This is a genomic window from Mesorhizobium sp. M1088, from assembly GCF_040318575.1.
Taxonomy (GTDB): Bacteria; Pseudomonadota; Alphaproteobacteria; order Rhizobiales; family Rhizobiaceae; genus Mesorhizobium.
In genome coordinates, this window is the sequence record NZ_JAMYMO010000030.1 from 20624 (window position 1) to 38900 (window position 18277).

Annotated in this window: 17 protein-coding genes; 8 read left to right on the forward strand and 9 right to left on the reverse strand. The window is 63.3% G+C overall.

The genetic code is table 11. The annotated features are described in order from the left end of the window. Nucleotides 1-49: 49 nt before the first annotated feature. From NKH49_RS25510 to puuE, 4 genes are all read right to left on the reverse strand, one after another. On the reverse strand, nt 50-643 hold the full coding sequence (locus tag NKH49_RS25510) for a nucleoside deaminase (protein WP_352540356.1): 594 nt from the start codon (nt 641-643) through the stop codon (nt 50-52). Next, nucleotides 643-1146 carry an ureidoglycolate lyase gene (locus NKH49_RS25515; RefSeq protein WP_352767343.1) on the reverse strand — a complete coding sequence of 168 codons (504 nt, stop codon included), beginning with the start codon at nt 1144-1146 and terminating at the stop codon, nt 643-645. The genes NKH49_RS25510 and NKH49_RS25515 overlap by 1 nt, the downstream gene beginning before the upstream one ends. After that, entirely contained in the window at nt 1143-1991 is an 849-nt protein-coding gene (locus tag NKH49_RS25520; protein ID WP_502898520.1) for a bifunctional allantoicase/(S)-ureidoglycine aminohydrolase, read from the reverse strand. The genes NKH49_RS25515 and NKH49_RS25520 overlap by 4 nt, the downstream gene beginning before the upstream one ends. 63 nt (nt 1992-2054) lie before the next feature. Next, on the reverse strand, nt 2055-3488 hold the full coding sequence (puuE, locus tag NKH49_RS25525) for an allantoinase PuuE (RefSeq protein WP_352928422.1): 1434 nt from the start codon (nt 3486-3488) through the stop codon (nt 2055-2057). 173 nt (nt 3489-3661) lie between these two features. Here puuE and uraH point away from each other — a divergent pair, with 173 nt between their 5' ends. From uraH to xdhC, 4 genes are all read left to right on the forward strand, one after another. After that, nucleotides 3662-4036: a hydroxyisourate hydrolase gene (uraH, locus tag NKH49_RS25530; RefSeq protein WP_352469857.1), complete on the forward strand. Its 375-nt coding sequence runs from the start codon at nt 3662-3664 to the stop codon at nt 4034-4036. Nucleotide 4037: 1 nt separating this feature from the next. Continuing rightward, nucleotides 4038-5519: a xanthine dehydrogenase small subunit gene (gene xdhA / locus NKH49_RS25535; RefSeq protein WP_352928424.1), complete on the forward strand. Its 1482-nt coding sequence runs from the start codon at nt 4038-4040 to the stop codon at nt 5517-5519. Then, the gene (gene xdhB / locus NKH49_RS25540; protein WP_352928426.1) at nt 5519-7870 is read left to right on the forward strand and encodes a xanthine dehydrogenase molybdopterin binding subunit; all 2352 of its coding nucleotides are present in this window, start codon (nt 5519-5521) and stop codon (nt 7868-7870) included. Before xdhA ends, xdhB begins: the two co-directional genes overlap by 1 nt. 62 nt (nt 7871-7932) lie before the next feature. Beyond that, nucleotides 7933-8922: a xanthine dehydrogenase accessory protein XdhC gene (gene xdhC / locus NKH49_RS25545; protein ID WP_352928465.1), complete on the forward strand. Its 990-nt coding sequence runs from the start codon at nt 7933-7935 to the stop codon at nt 8920-8922. An 8-nt stretch (nt 8923-8930) separates the two neighbouring features. Here xdhC and dps read toward each other — a convergent pair whose 3' ends face one another. From dps to NKH49_RS25565, 4 genes are all read right to left on the reverse strand, one after another. Further along, complete coding sequence (dps, locus tag NKH49_RS25550) at nt 8931-9419, reverse strand: DNA starvation/stationary phase protection protein Dps (RefSeq protein ID WP_352469859.1); 489 nt, start codon at nt 9417-9419, stop codon at nt 8931-8933. 145 nt (nt 9420-9564) lie between these two features. Continuing rightward, a complete protein-coding gene (locus NKH49_RS25555; RefSeq protein ID WP_352928428.1) occupies nt 9565-10818 on the reverse strand; it encodes an LLM class flavin-dependent oxidoreductase in 1254 nt (417 codons plus the stop codon). Further along, nucleotides 10815-11828 carry an LLM class flavin-dependent oxidoreductase gene (locus tag NKH49_RS25560; RefSeq protein ID WP_352928430.1) on the reverse strand — a complete coding sequence of 338 codons (1014 nt, stop codon included), beginning with the start codon at nt 11826-11828 and terminating at the stop codon, nt 10815-10817. Before NKH49_RS25560 ends, NKH49_RS25555 begins: the two co-directional genes overlap by 4 nt. 75 nt (nt 11829-11903) lie before the next feature. After that, nucleotides 11904-12824, reverse strand: a complete 921-nt coding sequence (locus tag NKH49_RS25565) for a LysR family transcriptional regulator (RefSeq protein ID WP_352452229.1) — start codon at nt 12822-12824, stop codon at nt 11904-11906. A 140-nt stretch (nt 12825-12964) separates the two neighbouring features. Here NKH49_RS25565 and NKH49_RS25570 point away from each other — a divergent pair, with 140 nt between their 5' ends. From NKH49_RS25570 to NKH49_RS25585, 4 genes are all read left to right on the forward strand, one after another. Further along, a complete protein-coding gene (locus NKH49_RS25570) occupies nt 12965-14182 on the forward strand; it encodes a urate hydroxylase PuuD (protein ID WP_352928432.1) in 1218 nt (405 codons plus the stop codon). 1 nt (nt 14183) lies between these two features. Beyond that, on the forward strand, nt 14184-15497 hold the full coding sequence (gene guaD / locus NKH49_RS25575) for a guanine deaminase (RefSeq protein WP_352818683.1): 1314 nt from the start codon (nt 14184-14186) through the stop codon (nt 15495-15497). 74 nt (nt 15498-15571) lie between these two features. After that, nucleotides 15572-16078: a heme-degrading domain-containing protein gene (locus tag NKH49_RS25580; RefSeq protein WP_352697149.1), complete on the forward strand. Its 507-nt coding sequence runs from the start codon at nt 15572-15574 to the stop codon at nt 16076-16078. A gap of 175 nt (nt 16079-16253) precedes the next feature. Then, nucleotides 16254-17519, forward strand: a complete 1266-nt coding sequence (locus NKH49_RS25585; protein WP_352928434.1) for a glycerate kinase type-2 family protein — start codon at nt 16254-16256, stop codon at nt 17517-17519. Between the two features lies 1 nt (nt 17520). Here the strand turns inward: NKH49_RS25585 and NKH49_RS25590 are convergent, their stop codons facing one another. Continuing rightward, complete coding sequence (locus NKH49_RS25590; protein ID WP_280952098.1) at nt 17521-18243, reverse strand: UdgX family uracil-DNA binding protein; 723 nt, start codon at nt 18241-18243, stop codon at nt 17521-17523. Nucleotides 18244-18277 lie beyond the last annotated feature (34 nt).

Here is an 18277-nt window from a genome sequence, read left to right on the forward strand (position 1 = left end):
GTGAGAGCGCGTCATGGGCCAGTCAACGAATTCGGCTGGTCAATCCGCGTCAATTCAGCGGTATGTCGTTTTCGGCCTTGCTTGCTTGATAGGCGGCGGACAATTCGTCATAGCGCGCTGATATTGCGCCGATACGCGCTTCCAGCCGCTCGCGCTCGGCATCGGGCAGCGAGCGCACCAATTTGCGGATCGAAAAGCTCTTCCAATAGGCATTCTCGGCATTGTAGCCGCCGGGATCGAGGGTGAAGACCTCTTTCAGGATCTTCAAATCGTGCGGGATGTCGAAGCTGTCGCGCGAGTCTTCGTGGCTGAACAGATAGAAGAAATTGTCGAAGCCGGTCCAGGTGATCGCCGACAGGCAGAGCGAGCAGGGTTCGTGCGTGGCAAGAAAGATCGCGTCCTTGGTGTCGACGCGTTCGGCTTTAGGCATTTCGTAGAAGCGCTTCAGGCAATGCACCTCGCCGTGCCAGAGCGGGTTTTCGGTCTCGTTGTTGGTTTCGGCAAGCACCAGCGAGCGGTCGTCCTTGCGCAGAATGGCCGCGCCGAACAGCTTATTGCCGTGCGCGACGCCTTCGACGGTCTTCGGCACGATGTCGTGCTCGATGACGTCGAGCAGTCGGTCGATCAGCGAAATGTCGGTCATCATCTAATCCCGTCGGGAAGATCGATCTCGTAGGCGTGCGAGAAATGGCACTCTTCGAGATTGGAGCCGTCGCCGCCGCGGTCGACGACCACAAAATCCTGGACATCGCCGATCGGCGTCAGCACTCCGTGCCACAGATTGCGCGGATAGTTGATGCCTTGCCCGGGCGCGGTGATGAAGGCATGCGGCTCGCCCGGGCCCTCTTCGCCGTCATGGCAGACGACGACCAGGAACGGCCGTGGTGACAGCGGGATGAAGGCCTGGCTGCCAAACGGATGGCGCTCCACCATGGTAAGCTTCAACGGCAGCTCATAGGGCGTGCCACGCACCATCGAGATCAGCACGCGCGCATTCGGCCCTCGTGCTTCCGCCGTGGCGAGGTCATGGTAGCGCTCAGCCTTGCCGCCATTGATCGGATAATGGTTGTCGCCGCCCATATCGATGACGTCGCCGAATTCGGCGAAATTCTCGCGGGTCAGCGGCCGCGCGACGATGCGGGTCATGGTGTGGGTCTCACGACGCCGGCGCTGCCAAGCTTGGCGTGGCGGTTGACGTCCTTATAGAGGAGATAGCGGAATTTGCCCGGCCCGCCGGCATAACAAGCCTGCGGGCAGAAGGCGCGCAGCCACATATAGTCGCCGGCTTCGACTTCGACCCAATCCTGGTTGAGACGGTAGACCGCCTTGCCCTCCAGCACATAGAGCCCGTGTTCCATGACGTGCGTCTCGGCGAAGGGAATGACCGCGCCAGGCTCGAGCGTGACGATGGTGACATGCATGTCGTGGCGCATGTCGGCCGGATCGACGAAGCGCGTCGTCGTCCATCGGCCTTCGGTACCCGGCATTGGCGTCGGCGCGATTTCCTGTTCGTTGGCGAAGAACGCTTGCGGCTGGTCGATGCCGTCGACTGCGTCATAAGTCTTGCGGATCCAGTGAAAGCGGACGGCGGCACCGCTTTCATTGCGCACCGTCCACCCGCTCGCCGGCGGCAGGTAGGCAAAGCCGCCCGGCCTTAAGCTATGTTTCTTGTCGGCAAGCGAAACGCATAGCTCGCCTTCGACTACGAACAGGGCACCTTCGGCGGCGGCGTCAAGCTCGGGGCGGTCGCTGCCGCCGCCGGGCGCGAGCTCGACGATATATTGCGAAAACGTCTCGGCAAAACCCGACAGCGGCCGCGACAGCACCCAGACGCGTGTCCCATCCCAGAACGGCAAAGCACTGGTGACAATGTCCTGCATCACGCCTTTGGGGATCACGGCATAGGCCTGTGTGAACACAGCGCGGCCGGTCAGCAATTCACTCTGGCCGGGATGTCCGCCCTGCGGCGCATAATAGGTTCGCTCGGCCATTTTCATCATATCCATAAATTCAAGCCTGTTGCGGAAGCCAGGGCATATGGCGGCAGCCAAAGCCTATTGCGGAAGCATGTCCTTGAGACGAAGCAGCGCGATGCACTCGACCTGTCTGCAGGCGGTTTCGAATTCGACGTCGTGGCTGTTGCCGATACGCGCCTCGAACTCGGCCAGGATCTCCGCCTTGGTCTTTCCTTTCACCGCAATAATGAAGGGGAAACCGAAACTGGTGACGTAGGCGGCATTGAGTTTTGCGAACAGCTCGCGCTCCTTCTCGGTCAGCGCGTCGAGCCCTGCCGAAGCCTGTTCCCTCGACGATTCCGCCGTCAGCCGCTTGGCCTGTGCCAGTTTTCCGGCAAGATCGGGGTGGGCATTGAGCACGGCAAACCGCTCGGCCTCGCTGGCCGCGCGAAACACGCGGCAGAGCGCGTTGTGCAGGCCGCCGGCACTGTCATGGGCCGGGCCGAGCTCCAGCTCATAAGCGCGCTCGGCAACCCACGGCGAATGCTCGAAGACGCCGCCGAATGTGTGGACGAAGGCCTCGAATTCCATTTTCGACGGGCGCAGCGCCGGCAACCGGAACGGATGCGTCTCCTGCCAGTGTTTTGCAATGTCGATGCGTCGTGCCAGCCAGACCTTGTCATGCGATTTGACGTAGTCGATGAAGCGCTTCAGTGCCGCGACCCGGCCCGGGCGGCCGACCAGGCGGCAGTGCAGGCCGATGTTCATCATACGCGGCCGCCCTGCCTTGCCCTCGGCATAGAGCGTATCGAAACTATCCCTGAGATAGGCAAAAAACTGGTCGCCCGAATTGAAGCCCTGCGGCGTGGCAAAGCGCATGTCGTTGGCGTCGAGCGTGTAGGGTATGATCAGCTGCGGTTTCGCCGTGCCATCCGGCACCACTTGCTCGAACCAGTAGGGCAGCTCGTCGTCATAGGTATCCGACACATAGTCGAAGCCGCCCTCTTCCGCCGCCAGCCGCACCGTGTTGATCGAGGTGCGGCCGGTGTACCAGCCGGTCGGCCGCGCTCCTGTCACCTCATAATGCAGCCGGATCGCCGCCTCCATGTCGCGGCGCTCGTCTTCCGGGGTATGGTCGCGGTAGTCGATCCATTTCAGCCCGTGCGAGGCGATCTCCCAGCCGGCCTCCTGCATCGCCGCAACCTGGTCGGGCGAACGCGCCAGGGCCGTGGCGACGCCATAGCAGGTGATCGGCACCTGTGCCTCGCTGAACAGGCGCAGCAATCGCCAGAAGCCGGCTCGGGCGCCGTATTCGTAGATCGATTCCATGTTCCAGTGGCGCTGGCCGGGCCAGGGCGCGGCGCCGACGATCTCCGACAGGAAAGCCTCCGAAGCCTTGTCGCCGTGCAGGACGCAATTCTCGCCGCCCTCTTCGTAATTGACGACGAACTGCACCGCGACATGCGCCCCGCCGGGCCATTTCGGATCCGGCGGATTGGCTCCGTAGCCGCGCATGTCTCGTTCGTAACGCATTCTCGCTCCTGCCGGAAATTGTGATCAGGATAGTCGAAAGGAGTGCCTGCGCATTCCCCCGAAATTTTTGAAAGTGTTTTTGTCGCGCTCCGCTCGACCGGGACTTATGCATCGCCTTTAATTGGCGCACAATTCATGAATAGTGTTCGACCGTTCAGGGAATGGAGCAGCCAGTGGCGGAAACGTCGAAAGCCGAAGGCGGGCGCCTGACGACCCACGTCCTCGACACTGCGGCCGGCAAACCGGCGGCCGGTCTGTCGATCGAGCTCTATCATCTTGACGGTCAGGCCCGGACGCATCTGAAAACGGTCGTCACCAATCATGACGGCCGTTGCGATGCTCCGCTGCTTGCCGGCGCGGAATTCCGCACCGGCGAATACGAGCTGGTCTTTGCGGCCGGCGATTATCTGCGCGGGCAAGGGACAAAACTGGCGGAACCGGCCTTCCTCGACCATGTGCCGATCCGCTTCGGTATGGCCGAGCCGATGCACTATCATGTGCCGCTGCTTCTGTCGCCGTACGGCTATTCGACCTACCGGGGAAGCTGAGATGGCAGGGATCAAGACACGCAACGAAATCCGCTTCATCCTCAATGGCGAGGACGTCGCGCTCGGCACGATTGCACCCGACCAGACCCTGCTCGACTGGCTGCGGCTCGACCGCTCGCTGCGCGGCACCAAGGAAGGTTGCGCCGAGGGCGACTGTGGCGCCTGCACGGTGCTGGTCGGCAGGCTCTCCGGTAGAACACTGGTCTATGAAAGCGTCAATGCCTGCATCCGCTTCCTTGGCTCGCTAGACGGCACGCATGTCGTGACCGTCGAGCATCTGCGCGGCGACGCAGGAAAACTGCATCCCGTGCAGCAGGCCATGGTCGATTTCCACGGCTCGCAATGCGGCTTCTGCACACCGGGTTTCGTCATGTCGCTTTATGCTCTGTGGATGCGGGCGCCGGAGCCGTCGGACGCCGCCATCGAAAAGGCGCTGCAAGGCAATCTCTGCCGCTGCACCGGCTACGAGGCGATCATGCGCGCCGCACGTGCAATCTCCAGCTACGGCAAGGCGACAAAGGATCCGTTGGCGGCGGAGCGCAAGGCAGTCACGACCAAGCTCGAAGCGATGAAGGACGGTTCGCGCATTGAGATCGGCTCCGGCAACAAGCGGCTGATCGTGCCGGCCAATGCCGACGATCTGGCCAGCGTACTCGTCAAGGAGCCGGGCGCCACTATCGTCGCGGGTTCGACCGATGTCGGCCTTTGGGTGACCAAGCACATGCGCGATATTGCGCCGGCGGTTTTCATCGGCAATCTCGATGGTCTGTGCGGGATTTCCGAGGACAAGGGCGTCGTCTCGATCGGCGCCGGTGTCACCTATAGCGAAGCCTTCTCGACACTGGCGAAACGCATCCCGGCGCTCGGCCCGCTGTTCGACCGCATCGGCGGCGATCAGGTGCGCAACATGGGCACCATCGGCGGCAATATCGCCAACGGTTCGCCGATCGGCGACACGCCGCCGCCGCTGATCGCACTCGGTGCCCGCCTGACGCTGCGCCGCGGCGACAAGCGTCGAACGATCCCGCTAGAGGAGTTTTTCATCGCCTATGGCAAGCAGGACCGGCAGCCCGGCGAATTCGTCGAGGCCGTGCATGTTCCGGTGCCAGGTAGCGAGACGAAATTTGCCGTCTACAAGATCACCAAGCGCCGCGACGAAGACATCACAGCAGCGCTAGGCGCGTTTTTCCTGAAGCTCGCCGAGCATGGCACGGTGGCGGATGTGCGCATCGCCTATGGCGGCATGGCGGCAACGCCGAAGCGAGCCTTTGGCGTCGAAAAGGCATTGCTTGGCAAGCCCTGGACGGAAGCGACGGTCGAGGCGGCGATGGCCGCGTATGCCGGCGATTTCACGCCGCTAACCGACATGCGGGCAAGCGCCGAATACCGGGCGCTGGCGGCGCGCAACCTGCTGCTGCGCTTCTTTGCCGAAACCACCGGCACCCGGGCGCCGATCCAGGTATCACGGCACGAGGCGGCATGATGAACAAGCACGCCACGCCAAACCTGAAGGCGCAAAAAATCGCCGGCGGCGTCGCCACCGACCAGCGCCATGATTCCGCGCACAAGCATGTCAGTGGCACGGCCGTCTATATCGACGACATGCCGGAACCGGCCGGCACGCTGCACGGCTGCCTTGGGCTTTCGACGGCGACGCATGCCACCATCACCAGCATGGACCTGTCGGCGGTGCGCGCCGCACCCGGCGTCATCGACGTGCTGACGGCGAGCGACGTGCCAGGCGAGAACGACATTTCGCCGACCGGCCGTCACGACGAGCCGGTGCTGGCCGACGGCAAGGTGCAATTCTTTGGCCAACCGATCTTCTGCGTCATTGCCGAAACCCGCGAGCAGGCGCGCCGTGCAACGAGGCTGGCCAAGGTCGAATACAAGGAATTGCCGTTCGTCGCCGATGTCGGTGAGCTCGATCCCCGGAAAGATAAGCTGGTCACGCCGCCGCTGACGCTGAAGCGCGGTGATGCAGCGGCTGCGATCAATGCGGCGCCGCGCCGGCTGAAGGGAAAAATGCGCATAGGCGGCCAGGAGCATTTCTATCTCGAAGGTCATATCGCCTTGGCCATCCCTGGCGAGGACCACGACGTCACCATCTATTCCTCGACCCAGCACCCGAGCGAAATCCAGCACATGGTCAGCCACGCGCTCGGTGTTCCGGGCCATGCGGTGACGGTGGAAATCCGCCGGATGGGCGGCGCTTTCGGCGGTAAGGAAACGCAAGGCAATCAGTTTGCGGCATTGGCCGCTATCGCCGCGAAGAAACATCATCGGGCCGTGAAAATCCGGCCTGACCGCGACGACGACATGATCGCCACCGGCAAACGCCACGATTTCCTCGTCGACTACGAGGTCGGCTTCGACGACCAGGGCAATATTCTGGGCGTAGATTTCATGTTCGCGGCGCGCTGCGGCTTCTCGGCCGACCTCTCCGGCCCGGTCACTGACCGCGCGCTGTTCCATTGCGACAACACCTATTTCTGGCCGGCGGTGCACGCGCAATCGGCGCCGCTCTACACCAACACGGTATCGAACACTGCCTTTCGCGGCTTCGGCGGCCCGCAAGGCATGGTCGGCGCCGAGCGCGTCATCGACGAAGTCGCGTTTGCCGTCGGCAAGGACCCGCTCGAAATCCGCAAGAAGAATTTCTACGGCACCAGCGACCGCAACATCACGCCCTATCACCAGATAGTCGAGGACAACATCATCCACCGCATCGTCGCCGAGCTGGAGGCGAGTTCCGACTATGCGAGGCGCCGCCGCACCATCGATGCTTTCAATGCCAACAGCCGCTTCATCAAGCGCGGACTGGCGCTGACGCCGGTCAAGTTCGGCATCTCGTTCACCGCCACCCACTACAACCAGGCCGGCGCGCTGGTGCATGTCTATACCGACGGTTCGGTGCATCTGAACCACGGCGGCACCGAGATGGGGCAGGGCCTCTATGTCAAGGTGGCGCAGGTTGTGGCGGAAGAGTTCCAGATCGACCTCGATCAGGTTAAGATCACCGCGACGACGACCGGCAAGGTGCCGAATACCTCGGCCACCGCCGCGTCTTCCGGCTCCGATCTCAACGGCATGGCGGCGCAGAATGCCGCCCGCCAGATCACGGACCGGTTGACCAATTTTGCCGTCGAGAGATACCAGGTGCCGCGCGACCAGGTGCTGTTCCTGCCCAACCGCGTGCGCATCGGCAACCAGGAGATCGCCTTCGCCGATCTCGTCAGGCAGGCTTATATGGCGCGCATCCAGCTTTCGGCGGCGGGTTTCTACAAGACGCCGAAAATCCATTGGGACCGCGACAAGGGCGAGGGCCATCCCTTCTACTATTTCGCTTACGGCGCCGCGTGCTCGGAAGTGTCTGTCGACACGCTGACCGGCGAATATATCGTCGAGCGCACCGACATCCTGCACGAAACCGGCCGCTCGCTGAACCGCGCCATCGACCTCGGCCAGATCGAGGGCGGCTTCATCCAGGGCATGGGCTGGCTGACAACGGAGGAACTGTGGTGGGACGACAAGGGGCGGCTGCGCACCCATGCGCCATCGACCTACAAGATCCCGCTCGCGTCGGACCGGCCGAAGATTTTTAATGTGACTTTGGCCGACTGGGCGCAAGCAGGCGAGCCGACGGTGTACCGCTCCAAGGCGGTCGGCGAGCCGCCCTTTCCGCTCGCAATGTCGGTGCTGCATGCGCTGTCGGACGCAGTGGCGAGCGTTGCCAGCCACAAGATCTACCCGCGCCTCGACCCGCCGGCCACGCCGGAGCGTGTGCTGATGGCGATCGAACGGCTGAAGCGGGAAGCCAAAACCGGCACTTGAATCCCGGAAAACGTGCAATTCAGGCCGAAAAACTCTATATTTCCCGATAGGGAACGCAAATGATGAACGCGAAAGTGCAGAGCCTGAAAGCCTTTCTTGCCGGCGCCGGCCGGGTCGCCTTCGTTGAGGTGGCCCGGACAAAAGGTTCGACGCCGCGCGAGACGGGTGCCTTCATGCTCGTCTCAGGATCGGCCACTTTCGGTACGATCGGCGGCGGCCAGCTCGAATACATGGCGATCGACAAAGCGCGACAGATGCTTTTCTCCCCCCTTGAGGGGGAGATGGCCGCGGAGCGGCCAGAGGGGGTCGTCTCAGAAGGTACCGCCAGCGCGTCGAGCACTGCCGCGGCGACCCCACCCGGCGGCTTCGCCGCCACCCTCCCCTCAAGGGGGAGGGATATCCGCGCCACCCTCGACATCGCGCTCGGCCCGGACATCGGGCAGTGCTGCGGCGGCAGGGTCGAGCTGCTGATCCAGCTAGTCGACCCCACGCTTGAAGCCAAGCTGGTTGCGGCGGCGGAAACCGAGGAAGCGCAGCGACCGCATGTCTACATCCTCGGCGGCGGCCATGTCGGCCAGGCGCTGGCCTCCGCGATGGCCTTGCTGCCGGTGCATGTCGTCGTTGTCGAGACGCGAGCCGAGGCGCTCAAAGGCATGCCGGAAGCGGTCGAAACCAAGCTGACGCCGATGCCTGAGGCGATGGTGCGCGAAGCCCCGGCTGGATCCGCCTTCGTCGTCCTTACACATGACCACGCGCTGGACTTCCTGATCGTCGCCGAGGCTCTGAAACGCCGGGATGCCGCCTATGTCGGCATGATCGGCTCCAGAACCAAGAAGGCGACGTTCCGGAACTGGTTCCTGAAATCGGCGGACGGAAGCGAGGCGGAATTTGCCCGCCTCGTCTCGCCGATCGGCGGCGATGCCGTTAAGGACAAGCGCCCGCAGGTGATCGCCGCACTCGCCGTAGCCGAGATTATGACAGCGTTGGCCGGCCATGCGGCGGCACCGTTCGCTCAGTCCAAAGCCCCTCACCGCAAGGCGATGGCTGGCTGACGTTTTGGCTATTCCTTCTCCTGCGTGTGCGCCTCAAGGAACCACAGCAATTTGTCGAGCGAGCGTGAATAGGCGGTGAAGATGTCGGCGGTGTCGGCATCGCCCGCGCCGGCCGCCTCGTCGATCGCCGCGCGTGCCCGCTTGGCGGTTGCGGCATAGCGGTCGATCAGCGCCGCCAGATGATCCCGGGTCTTGTGGATGTCGGTCGGATAGGCCTCGAGCATAGTCGCCTTCGACACCTCTTGCGATGTGCCGAGCGCCGTCCCGCCGAGCTGTACGGCGCGCTCGGCAATGGTGTCGACATGGCCGTCGAGCTCCTCGCGGAACGTGTCGAGCATCTCGTGGATGGCGATGAATTGCGGTCCCTTGACGTTCCAGTGCGCCTGCTTGGTGATCAAGGCCAGATCGATGGCGTCGGCGAGGCGGGCATTGAGAAGATCGATACACTCTTTCTTGGCATTGGATTGCAGGTCATTGCGGGTGGCGATGGCATCCATGATCGGCTCCTGTGGCGGTTGCGTCCGCGTGGTTTGAAAAGAGGGCGAAGTTTGGGATGGTCAATCGAATATGCGCGCAGACGCCCTCATCGCCGCGGCACAGCATCCCAAAACGGCGATCTCCGACTTTCGTTCCGCTCGTCGTTTACGCCGGCGTTTTCAAGCCCAGATGGTCGCGCAGAGTGCTGCCTTCATAATCCTTCCGGAAAAGCCCGCGCCGCTGCAGCTCTGGCACGACAAGCGTGGCAAAGGCTTCGAGTTCGCCGGGAAAATAGGATGGCATGACGTTGAAACCGTCTGCCGCGCCGCCCTCGAAGCGTGCCTCGAGCTGGTCGGCGATCTGGGCCGGAGTTCCGACGACGCGCCAATGACCGCGCGCGCCGGCGAAATGACGGGCAAGCTGGCGAATGGACAGCTTGTCGCGGCAGGATTGCTCGATGACGAGCGCCTGCCGGCTCTGCATGCCTTCGCTGGCCGGCAGCTCGGGCAGCGGTCCGTCGATGGGATAGCGCGCGAGATCGGATATGCTGAGATAGCTGGAAAGCAGCGCGACACCGATATCGTCCGGTATCAGCTCCTGCAGTTCGTCATGTTTTGCCCGGGCTTCCGCTTCGCTTGCCGCAACCACCGGCGCGACGCCAGGCATGATCTTGAGGTCGTCCGGCTCGCGCCCATAGGCCGCCAGCCGTCCCCTGAGGTCGTCGTAGAAAGCCTTCCCCTCCTCGAATGTCTGCGCCGCAGTGAACACCACATCGGCGGTCCGGGCGGCGAGATCGCGGCCTTCGTCCGACGCTCCCGCCTGAACCATGACCGGCGCACCTTGGGGCGAGCGCGGCAGATCGAGCGGGTCGCGCACCGAAAAGCTTCTGCCTTCGTGTCCGCCCTGGCCTTGCCAAAGGCCAGCAACCACGGCAGCGAATTCGCGCGCGCGTTCGTAGCGGTCGGCATGCGGGCGCAGACCGGTCGAGCCGAAATTGGCGGCCTCGATCTGGCTGGCGGAAGTGACAAGGTTCCAGCCGGCACGGCCGCCGCTCAGGTGGTCGAGCGACAGGAAGGTTCGCGCCAGCCCGTAAGGCTCGTTATAGCTCGTCGACGCCGTTGAGACGAGGCCGATGCGCTCCGTCTGCACCGCGAGCGCGGCAAGCAGGCTGATCGGCTCGAAGCCGATCGAGCGTGAGGTCTGGCTGGCGATATCGACATTGGCCTCACGCACGCCGGCGGCGTCCTCGCAGAAGATCATGTCGAACTTCGCCGCTTCCGCCGTCCGCGCCAGCTGGATGTAGTGATCGATGTCGATGCCGGCCGTGACATGCGCCTGCCGATGGCGCCAGGCGGCGATGTGGTGGCCTGTCGCCCACAGGAAGGCGCCGAGCTTCATCTGCCGTAGACCGGTACTCATTGCCGATCCTCCCCGGCAAGTCCGAGATGGGAGCGAAGTGTCGCCCCGCGGTAACCAGGCCTAACGAGGCCGCGGCGGCGAAGGCCCGGCAGCACGCAATCAACGAAATTGTCGAGCGCTACCATCCGCGGCATGAGAATGTTAAAACCGTCACAAGCTGTGGAGCGAAAGCACTCTTCGAGCCGATCCGCAAACATGTCCGGGGCGGCGGCTATTTCGGCAACCGCGACAACGTTCATCAGCACTTTCAGCGCCTCCGGCCTGCGCCCGAACGCAAGCGCACGGCGCTTCAGATCGTCAGCCTTCGCCGGCTCGATCGATGGCTCATCCAGCAGGACGACATCGGCGGTGCGGGCGGCGATATACATGGCGGGCTCGGACAGGCCGGACATGACCAGCACCGGCGTGTCCTGCGGCGACCGCGCCACGTTGAGCGGCCCGCGCACGGAAAAGTATTCGCCCTTGTGGTCGAGAAGGTGCATCTTCTCGGGATCGAAGAAGCGGCCGCCAACTTTGTCGAACAGCAGCGCGTCTGCGTCCCAGCCTTTCCACAAGCCTTGCACGATGCCGATGAATTCATCGGCGCGCAGGCGGAAATCGTCGCAGGAAAACCCTTCCGGCCGGCTGAAATTGGCGGCCTCGCGCGGGTCGGGCATCATGCTCGCGTTCCAGCCGGTGCGGCCATGGCTGATGATATCGAGCGAGGCGAAACGGCGCGCGAGATTATAGGGCCGGTGGGCGACCGTCGACGCGGCAGCGACGAGGCCGATCCTGCTTGTCACCGTCGCCAGGGCCGCCACCAAGGTCGTTGCTTCGAAGCGCATTTGCCGGTTCAGCCCGCCTGCAACCGGCGCGGAATCGCCGAGCAACACCATGTCCAGACCGGCCGCTTCGGCTTCTTGCACGAACCGCGTCAGCAGACTGAAGTCCGGGCCGGCGTCGGGCGGATGGGAAGGAGCGGCTTCCGGAGACAGTGAAACGGCGAGACACATTGTGGCGCCGTTGGCCATCGCTTTTCCCTGTTGAGCGAGATTCCTTGAGAATTATCTCGCCGGCTGGACGGAAAGCAACCGGCCAGCCAGCGATCATTTGCCGGCCAGAATATCCCTGATCAGCCGCTGGCAGCGCTCGGCCATGAAATCGAGCAGCAGCCGCACCTTCGGATCCTGCAGCTTCTTGTGCGGGTAGACGGCGGCGAACTGCACCGGCGTCGGCGGCGTGTTGCTCAGGATCACCTTCAGCCGCTGGTCGCGGATAAACGGCTCGACCTCGAAGCGCGGCTTGTTGATGATACCGCGGCCGGACAGCGCCCAGCCGGTCAGCACGTCGCCATCATCGGTATCGTAGGGGCCGTGCACCTCGAACTTTTGCGGCCCATTCGGCGTCTGCAGCGTCCAGACATATTCGCGCGCGCCGGAATAGCGCAGCATCAGGCAATCGTGTTTCTTGCCGATCAACTCCTGCGGCTCGGTCGGCTCGCCGCGCACGTCCAGATATTGCGGAGCCGCTACCAGCACGCGTTCGCAGTCCATGATGCCGCGCATCCTGAGGCTGGAATCCTCGATGATGCCCAGCCGGAACGCAACGTCGATGCCTTCCTTCATGATATCGACATTGTGATCGGAAAGCCGGAGCCGCACCTCGATATCTGGGTACCTGTCGTGGAAATCCGGGATTCCGGATGCTACCAGCCGCCGCCCGAGGCCGAGCGGCGCTGTCACCTTTATGGTGCCGCGCGGCTGGCCGGATAGCGCGCTGACCGCCGCTTCCGCCTCGGTGACCGCCTCCAGCACCTGCTTGGCGCCAGAGTAGAACACGGTGCCGTGCTCGGTCGGCATCAATTGTCGCGTCGTGCGGTTGAACAGCCTGACGCCCAGGTGCTTCTCGAGCTCCTTGATCCGGTTAGAGGCGACCGCGGGCGAAATGCGCATGTCGCGCCCAGCCGCCGACAAATTGCCGAGCTCGACGACGCGGACGAAAACGGCGATGTTGTCGAGATAGGCCATGCGGCTTCCGTGGCTCTCATGTGGCTGCGTATGATCAGCCTAGTATTTTCCAATTTTTTTTGAAAGTCATCGTGCAGCTCGGCCCTTTCCGTTTGCGCTCCAGTCCGTAAAGTCAGTGGATCGGCAGGGACGATTTTTTCATGATGGATTTCGCGATATTCTGGGATTGGCTGAGTTTCGCCGTGCGCTGGCTGCACGTCGTCACCGGTATCGCCTGGATTGGATCGTCCTTTTATTTCGTCGCGCTCGATCTCGGGCTGCGCCAGCGTCCGGGCATGCCTACCGGAGCCTTCGGCGAGGAATGGCAGGTGCATGGCGGCGGCTTCTACCATGTGCAGAAATATCTGGTGGCGCCGGCTGAGATGCCCGAGCATCTGACCTGGTTCAAGTGGGAATCCTACGCCACCTGGCTGTCGGGCTTCGCCATGCTGTGCGTCGTCTACTATGCCGGGGCGGACCTGTTCCTGATCGATCCGAATGTCCTTGCCATGTCGGTGCCTACAGGCATCTTGCTGTCGCTGGCGACGATCGGCGTCGGCTGGGTGGTCTACGATCTCTTGTGCCGTTCGCCGCTCGGCAACAGCGACACCGGCCTGATGCTGGTGCTGTATGGGGTGCTGGTATTCATGGCCTGGGGACTGACCCACCTGTTCACCGGCCGCGCCGCCTTCCTGCATCTCGGCGCCATCACCGCGACGATCATGTCGGCCAACGTTTTCATGGTCATCATCCCAAACCAGAAGATCGTCGTCGCCGACCTGATCGCCGGCCGTAAGCCCGATCCGAAATACGGCAAGATCGCCAAACAGCGCTCGCTGCACAACAATTACCTGACGCTGCCGGTTTTGTTCCTGATGCTGTCGAACCATTATCCGCTGGCGTTCGGCACAGAGTTCAACTGGGTCATTGCCTCGCTGGTGTTCATCATCGGCGTGCTGATCCGGCACTATTTCAATACCAGGCACGCGCGCAAAGGCAATCCGACCTGGACCTGGCTGGCCGCCGCCGTCCTGTTCGTCGTCATCATCTGGCTGTCGACGGCACCGAAGCTGCTGACCGGCGAGGTCAAAACGTCCTCGGCGGCACAGGTCTACGTCGCCTCGGCGCATTTTCCCGCCGTGCGTGATACAGTGCTTGGCCGCTGTTCGATGTGCCATGCGGCGGAGCCGTCCTACGAGGGCATTTACCACGCGCCTAAGGGCGTGATGCTCGATACCGATGCCGGCATCGCCGAGCACGCCGGCGAGATCTACCTGCAGGCCGGACGCAGCCACGCCATGCCGCCCGCCAACGTCACCCAGATCACCGACAAGGAACGGGCACTGCTGGTAGCCTGGTTCGAAGGCGCGGGGAAATAGCATGACCAGCACGCTGCTGCGCGGCCGCACGCTGTCGTTTTTGCGCTGGCCAGAAACCATCGACGACCATTCCGCCTGGCGCTACGAGCAAGATGGCGGCCTGCTGATGCGCGACGGAAGGATCGTTGCCGCTGGCGCCTATGCCGAGGTCGAGAAAAAGGCGGGCGAGGGAACAAAAAAGATCGACCACAGGCCACATCTGCTGCTGCCCGGGTTCATCGATGCGCATGCACATTTTCCGCAGATGCAGGTCATCGCTTCCTTCGGCGCCGAACTGCTCGACTGGCTGAACACCTACACTTTTCCGGAAGAGACCAAATTCCAGAACGCCCAGCATGGCCGCCGTATCGCCAGGCTGTTCCTGGATGAAGTGTTGCGCCACGGCACCACGACAGTCGCGGCCTATTGCTCGGTACACAAGGAATCTGCCGAAGCGTTCTTTGCAGAGTCGCACGACCGCAACATGCTCAACATCGCCGGCAAGGTGATGATGGACCGCAACGCGCCGGACGGCGTGCTCGACACGCCGCAATCGGGCTATGACGACAGCAAGGCGTTGATCGATGAGTGGCACGGCAAGGGGCGCCAGCACTATGCCATCACGCCGCGCTTCGCCATCACCTCGTCGCCCGAGCAATTGGAGATGGCGGGCGCGCTCTGCCGCGAATATCCTGATCTGCACATGCAGACGCATCTGTCGGAAAACCACGCCGAGATCGCCTTCACGCAGCAATTATACCCGCAGACGCGGGACTACACCGACATCTACGAACACTATGGGCTGCTCGGGCGCAGAAGCCTGTTCGGCCATTGCATCCACCTGTCGGAGCGCGAGGCGGATGCGCTTTCGGATAGCGGCTCGGTGGCGGTGTTCTGCCCGACCTCCAACCTGTTTCTCGGCTCGGGCCTGTTCGATTATCAGCGCTATAGCCGCCGCGAGAAGCCGCTTCGCATCGCCGCCGCCACCGATGTCGGCGGTGGCACCAACTATTCGATGCTGCGCACCATGGACGAGGGCTACAAGGTGATCGCGCTGAACGGCGAGAAGCTCAATCCGTTCCAGTCCTTCTGGCAGCTGACCCGCGGCAATGCCGAGGCGCTGTCGCTTGCGGAAAGGATCGGCACCCTGGAGGAAGGCAGCGACGCCGATATCATCGTGCTCGACGCCCGCGCCACGCCGGCGATGCGGCTGCGGGTGGAGACGGCGGACACGCTCGCCGAGGAATTGTTTCTGCTGCAGACGCTCGGCGATGACCGCGCCGTGCGCGAGGTCTATGTCGCCGGCCGGGCGGCCAAGGCGGATATAGCGGTTTAGCCGTCGTATGCGGCCGGCTTGACCGGGCGGCAGCCATCCGCCAAAGCAACAGGCGAGATCGACAGGGGAACGACATGGCCGTTGCGGACGACATCGCTCTGATCAAGAAACAGGAAGCCACGCTTGTCTTTTCGGCCTTCGACGAAGCCGTCGCTTTCGAGATCGGCTCGGCGATCCGCGACCGGGCTCTCAAGGAAAACCTGCCGATCATCGTCGATATCAGAACTTTCGACCGGCCGCTGTTCTATGCGGCAATGCCCGGCTCGAACGCCTCCAATCCGGACTGGGCGCGGCGCAAGATCAACGTCGTGCGGCGGTTCCTGAAAAGCACCTACCGCATTGTGCTGGAGCAGCAGCGCCCCGACCGCAGCTTCAAGCCCGGCGAAGGGCTGGACGTTGCCGACTATGTGCTGGCCGGTGGCGGCTTTCCCATCACTGTCAAGGGCGCTGGCGTCATCGGCGTGATCGCCGTCTCCGGTCTACCGGAGCGCGAGGACCACGGAGTGGTCGTCGATACGCTGTGTAGCTACTTGGGCGTCGATAGCCAGGAGTTGGTCCTGCCGCCGGAAGCAACATCGTGACGTTGGCGCTGCCCCTCATCCGCCTGCCGGCACCTTCTCCCCGCGTAGTGACGGGGAGAAGGGAAACGCTCCAACGCTGGCGATCCCCTCTCCCCGTCTCTATACGGGGAGAGGGTAAGGGTGAGGGGCAGCGCAAACGCCGCAGAAGCTCGCACAGCGTCCGTGGTAGCTCAGTATGACCGCGCTCGATCCCAAGTCCTTTCTCATTTCGATCTTCAACGCCGCCGTTGCCGCCGCCGATCCCCAGAGGACGATCAAGGATCATTTGCCCGCAAGGCCGAAGGGACGGACCATCGTCATCGGTGCAGGAAAAGGCTCGGCGCAGATGGCGGCGGCTTTCGAGAAAGTGTGGGACCGGCCGATCGAAGGGCTGGTCGTCACCCGCTACGGCTATGGCGCGGCCTGCCGGCGCATCGAGATCATCGAGGCGGCGCATCCGGTGCCGGATGCCGCGGGGCTAGAAGCTTCCCGGCGGCTGCTCGAAAAGGTCCAGGGACTGACTGCGGACGACCTCGTCGTGGCGCTCATTTCGGGCGGCGGCTCGGCGCTGCTGCCGTCACCTGCCGAAGGTCTGACGCTGGCCGATGAGATCGCCGTCAACGAGGCGCTGCTCGCCTCCGGCGCGCCGATCGCCGCGATGAACACCATCCGTAAACATGTTTCCACGATCAAGGGCGGCAGGCTGGCGGCCGCTGCCTATCCAGCCAAGGTGGTGTCGCTGGTGGTCTCCGACATTCCGGGCGATAACCCGGCGCTGGTCGCTTCCGGCCCGACCGTTCCCGATTCCGGCAGCCGCGAAGATGCATTAGCGTCGATCGCCGCCTATGACATGAAACTACCGGCTTCAGTGATGGCGCACATCAATTCGCCGGCCGCCGATGCACCGCGCGTCGATGATCCGCGTTTTTCGCGCAACGAGGTACATCTGATCGCCTCGGCCGGCGTATCGCTGGAAGCGGCTGCGGCCGAAGCCAGGTACCAAGGTATCGAAGCGGTCATTCTCTCCGATTCCATCGAGGGCGAGGCACGTGAGGTCGGCGGCGTCCACGCTGCAATCGCGCGCGAAGTGGCGAGGCGCAACCGGCCATTCGCAAAACCGGTGCTGATCCTGTCGGGCGGCGAGACGACCGTGACCTTGCGCGCGGAAGGCAAAGGCGGCCGCAACTCGGAATTCCTGCTCGCCTTCGCCATTGGGATCAGCGGCATGGCGGGCGTCCACGCACTGGCCGCCGACACCGACGGCATAGACGGTTCGGAAGACAATGCCGGCGCCTTCGCCGACGGCTCGACAGTGTCGCGGATGCATAAGGCGGGCATCGATGCCAAGGCCATGCTTGCCGGCAACAACGCCTGGACGGCATTCAATGCCGTAGATGACCTTTTCGCACCCGGTCCGACCGGCACAAACGTCAACGATCTCCGGGCGATATTGATCAAATAGCTCAGGCGGCCATCAGCTTTTTCACCGCTCTCATATCCTGCAGGAACCGGTCGCGTTCTGCCTGCTTGTCCGCCGGCTCACGAATGCGCAGGATGAAGGACGGATGGATGGTGACGAAGACACGCAAGCCATCGTCGCGCTCCACGACGGCCCCACGCATCTTCATGATCGGCACCACCTTGCCAAGCAGCGCCTGCGCCGCCGTTGCGCCGAGCGCCACCGCCAGATTGGGCTTGATCAGATCGATTTCCTTGTCGAGCCACCAGCGGCAAGCCTGCACCTCGCCGGCGTTCGGCTTGGAGTGGATGCGCCGCTTGCCTCGCGGCTCGAACTTGAAATGCTTGACCGCGTTGGTGACGTAGACTTTCAGCCGATCGACGCCGGCATCGTCCAGGATCGCGTCGAACACCTTGCCCGCCGGACCGACGAAGGGCTTGCCCGCCAGGTCCTCCTGGTCGCCCGGCTGTTCGCCGACGAAGATCACCTTGGCTTTATCAGGGCCTTCACCGAACACGGTCTGCGTGGCGTCGTGCCATAGCGGACAGCGGCGGCAGATCTTGGCCGTTTCGCGCAGTTCAGGAATCGTCCTGGCGTCGATTTCTGTCGTTTCCGGAGACTTGCTTGCAGGCAAGCGTCTTGCCTGCACTTTGGCATGGTGCGGCGTCGGGGTTGTCTGCATCCTGGCGATCATGACTAAGGCGGCCTTGCTCGCTCCTGCAATCAGACACGCAATGAGCAAAGCCCGCCGAAGGTTCCGC

Excerpts from the sequence above, each read along its gene's own strand:
- NKH49_RS25510 (WP_352540356.1), bottom strand. The coding sequence starts at position 643 with ATGACCGACATTTCGCTGATCGACCGACTGCTCGACGTCATCGAGCAC.
- NKH49_RS25515 (WP_352767343.1), bottom strand. The coding sequence starts at position 1,146 with ATGACCCGCATCGTCGCGCGGCCGCTGACCCGCGAGAATTTCGCCGAA.
- NKH49_RS25520 (WP_502898520.1), bottom strand. The coding sequence starts at position 1,991 with ATGGCCGAGCGAACCTATTATGCGCCGCAGGGCGGACATCCCGGCCAG.
- puuE (WP_352928422.1), bottom strand. The coding sequence starts at position 3,488 with ATGCGTTACGAACGAGACATGCGCGGCTACGGAGCCAATCCGCCGGAT.
- xdhA (WP_352928424.1), top strand. The coding sequence starts at position 4,038 with ATGGCAGGGATCAAGACACGCAACGAAATCCGCTTCATCCTCAATGGC.
- xdhB (WP_352928426.1), top strand. The coding sequence starts at position 5,519 with ATGAACAAGCACGCCACGCCAAACCTGAAGGCGCAAAAAATCGCCGGC.
- xdhC (WP_352928465.1), top strand. The coding sequence starts at position 7,933 with ATGAACGCGAAAGTGCAGAGCCTGAAAGCCTTTCTTGCCGGCGCCGGC.
- dps (WP_352469859.1), bottom strand. The coding sequence starts at position 9,419 with ATGGATGCCATCGCCACCCGCAATGACCTGCAATCCAATGCCAAGAAA.
- NKH49_RS25555 (WP_352928428.1), bottom strand. The coding sequence starts at position 10,818 with ATGAGTACCGGTCTACGGCAGATGAAGCTCGGCGCCTTCCTGTGGGCG.
- NKH49_RS25560 (WP_352928430.1), bottom strand. The coding sequence starts at position 11,828 with ATGGCCAACGGCGCCACAATGTGTCTCGCCGTTTCACTGTCTCCGGAA.
- NKH49_RS25565 (WP_352452229.1), bottom strand. The coding sequence starts at position 12,824 with ATGGCCTATCTCGACAACATCGCCGTTTTCGTCCGCGTCGTCGAGCTC.
- NKH49_RS25570 (WP_352928432.1), top strand. The coding sequence starts at position 12,965 with ATGATGGATTTCGCGATATTCTGGGATTGGCTGAGTTTCGCCGTGCGC.
- guaD (WP_352818683.1), top strand. The coding sequence starts at position 14,184 with ATGACCAGCACGCTGCTGCGCGGCCGCACGCTGTCGTTTTTGCGCTGG.
- NKH49_RS25580 (WP_352697149.1), top strand. The coding sequence starts at position 15,572 with ATGGCCGTTGCGGACGACATCGCTCTGATCAAGAAACAGGAAGCCACG.
- NKH49_RS25585 (WP_352928434.1), top strand. The coding sequence starts at position 16,254 with ATGACCGCGCTCGATCCCAAGTCCTTTCTCATTTCGATCTTCAACGCC.